Origin of the sequence: Chitinophaga sp. (genome assembly GCF_036569125.1) — a bacterium.
Taxonomy (GTDB): Bacteria; Bacteroidota; Bacteroidia; order Chitinophagales; family Chitinophagaceae; genus Chitinophaga.
On sequence record NZ_DATCRF010000724.1, the window covers coordinates 1 to 3090 of the forward strand.

General features: G+C 48.2%; 2 protein-coding genes. Both read right to left on the minus strand.

Annotated features, from left to right (window positions below; translation table 11 throughout):
* Positions 1 to 398: 398 nt before the first annotated feature.
* Positions 399 to 1649, minus strand: coding sequence for a threonine ammonia-lyase (gene ilvA / locus VIM87_RS26835; protein ID WP_331999967.1), 1251 nt, complete (start codon positions 1647 to 1649; stop codon positions 399 to 401).
* Between the two features lie 147 nt (positions 1650 to 1796).
* Positions 1797 to 2843: a ketol-acid reductoisomerase gene (gene ilvC / locus VIM87_RS26840; RefSeq protein ID WP_331999968.1), complete on the minus strand. Its 1047-nt coding sequence runs from the start codon at positions 2841 to 2843 to the stop codon at positions 1797 to 1799.
* Positions 2844 to 3090: the final 247 nt, after the last annotated feature.

A 3090-nucleotide genomic window follows, 5' to 3' on the forward strand; every position in this document is an offset into this window, starting at 1 on the left:
AGTGTAAAGTATTGTGCCTGTCCTTTGCCGGCGCGTGTTTTATAATCTACAGGGTTAATACCGGCGGCTTTTACTTTTACCAGCAGCTGGCCTGCAGCCGGCCGTGGTATGGGGATCTCTGTTATTTCAAAAGTGTTGGCATCGCCAAATTGTGGTAAGGTAGCTGCTTGCATGATTCCGTTTTTTGTGCTTAACGCAGAACGCTGCATGCTCAAAGCTGCCTGCGTTATGTGTTAAGCGTGTGCTTTAATGTATCGCTCAATTACTTTGCCATTTTGCAAATAACGCACATTAGCGCAAGTTACGTATACCGCTGAGCAGAAAGCTAAAAAGCAGAAAGCACAAAGCAGCGAATAAACCCAGCGCTTTGTGCTTTCTGCCTTATGCTTTCAGCATTCTTACACCAGGTACCCGAACAGGTTATCATCTTCGTTCAGTGCGGTATAATGCAGGTTATACTTGCGGAAGTTAGCTATCAGTGTATCGTAATCCTCACGGTTCTTCAGCTCTATGCCTACCAGCGCGGGGCCGGTTTCCTTATTATGTTTCTGTATGAATTCAAAACGGGTAATATCGTCGTTGGGGCCCAGTATGTTGTTCAGAAAATCCCTGAGCGCGCCGGGCCTTTGGGCAAAACGTACAATAAAGTAATGCTTCAGCCCTTCGTAAAGGAGGGAACGTTCTTTTATTTCCTGCATGCGGTCAATATCATTATTGCTGCCGCTTACAATACATACTACGCGTTTGCCTTTTATTTCAGCGGCAAAATCGTCCAGCACGGCCATGGATAAGGCGCCGGCCGGTTCTACCACAATAGCGTCCTCATTGTACAGCTGCAGGATGGTGGAGCATACTTTACCTTCTGCCACCAGGTGCATTTTATCCAGTACATCTTTGCAGATCTCAAAAGGCAGGTTGCCTACTCTTTTTACGGCAGCGCCATCTACAAAGCGGTCAATTTCGGTAAGGGTAACAGGGGCGCCGTTCTCCAGCGCGCGTAACATGGACGGTGCGCCTTTGGGCTCTACCCCTACAATGGTTGTTTTGGGACTGTATGTTTTAAAATAAGTGCCTACCCCGGCTGCCAGCCCGCCGCCGCCAATGGGTACAAACAAGTAATCTACCTGCGGCTGATCTTCCAGGATCTCAACTGCCACAGTGCCCTGCCCTTCAATGATCAGTGGATCATCAAAAGGAGGTATGAACGTCATGCCATGTAATTTGGTAAAGGCCTGCGCTTCAAATGCGCAATCATCAAACGTATCGCCTACCAGCTGAATGCGGATGTGATCACCGCCGAACATTTTCACCTGGTTCACCTTTTGTTTGGGTGTGATGATGGGCATAAATACTACGCCCTGGATGCCTAATAATTTACAGGAGTAAGCAAAGCCCTGTGCGTGGTTGCCGGCACTGGCGCAGGTTACGCCGTTAGCCAGCTGCTCAGGTTTTAAACTGCTGATGAGGTTATAAGCGCCCCGCAGCTTATAGGAGCGCACGATCTGCATGTCCTCCCGCTTCAGGTATACCTCACAGCCATAACGCCGGGATAAAGTGGCGCTATAGGTAAGCGGCGTGCGTTTCACCACCGGCTTTAGCCGTTCAGCGGCCTGCAGGATGTTTAATGGTTGGGCAGATACTTCAGACATGTTGTAACTCACTTTTAGAATTACGAATTATTTAATTACGAATTACGAATTAAAATGCAGCGATTTAATAAGGGGTTTCAAAAAACCAACACAATCATCCGCCTTAATCAATTCGTAATTCGTAATTAAACAATTCGTAATTGAATACTAGGCGTTGTTCGGACGCAGCTTACGAACCGCTGCTCCGGCCTGCCACATTTCACTTTCACGCAGCTCTTTCAGCTCTTCGTTCAGCTTTTCACGGTAGTCCGGAGTGCTGTTGGAAGCGATAGAACGGGCGGCTTCTTTACCGGCTGCTACGCTGGCGTACAGCTCTTCAAACACCGGTTGGGTGGCTGCTTTGAACTTCTTCCACCAATCCAGCGCACCGCGTTGGGCAGTAGTAGAACAGTTAGCATACATCCAGTCCATACCATTCTCTGCTACCAGCGGCATCAGGGATTGGGTGAGCTCTTCTACGGTTTCGTTGAAAGCTTCTGAAGGAGAGTGGCCGTTTTTGCGCAGCACTTCATACTGGGCGGCAAAAATACCCTGGATACAACCCATCAGCGTACCGCGTTCTCCGGTAAGATCGCTATATACTTCTTTCTTAAAATCTGTCTGGAACAGGTAGCCGGAGCCTACGCCAATACCCAGCGCAATAACGCGGTCGCGTGCTTTGCCGGTGGCGTCCTGGAAGATAGCGAAGCTGGAGTTCAGCCCCTGGCCTGCCAGGAACAGCCTGCGCAGGGAGGTACCGGAACCTTTAGGCGCTACCAGTATCACATCCACATCTGCAGGGGGAATGATGTTGGTTTGCTCTTTGTAGGTGATGCCAAAACCATGGGAAAAATACAATGCCTTACCGGGGGTGAGGTATTGCTTTAATGTAGGCCACAGGGTGATCTGGCCGGCATCAGACAGCAGGAACTGGATGATGGTGCCTTTTTGTGCGGCTTCTTCGATCTCGAACAGCGTTTTACCGGGTACCCAGCCATCAGCAACGGCTTTATCCCAGGTTTTAGAATCTTTACGCTGACCAATGATCACATTAAAACCATTGTCTTTAAGGTTCAATGCCTGGCCGGGGCCCTGCACGCCGTAACCGATAATAGCGATCGTTTCATTTTTCAGAACTTCTCTCGCTTTTTCCATGGGGAATTCTTCTCTGGTTACTACGTCTTCCAGTACCCCGCCAAAATTGATGGTTGCCATTGTTATTTCCGATTTTAGATTTACGATGATTCTATTTTAGATTTTAGATTTACGATTTTAGATTTGAATACAGCGGAAATCTTCCCGAAAATCTAAAATCGTAAATCTGAAATCGTAAATTTTAAATGTTGGTTTTAAAGCTATCTGCCTCTTTACGGGCCAGCTCTTTCAGGTGATCGTGGAAACGGCGGCTCCATTTTACAATGGCTACCCGGCCGCTTTTGGAATACTCGATCAGCCCATAAGG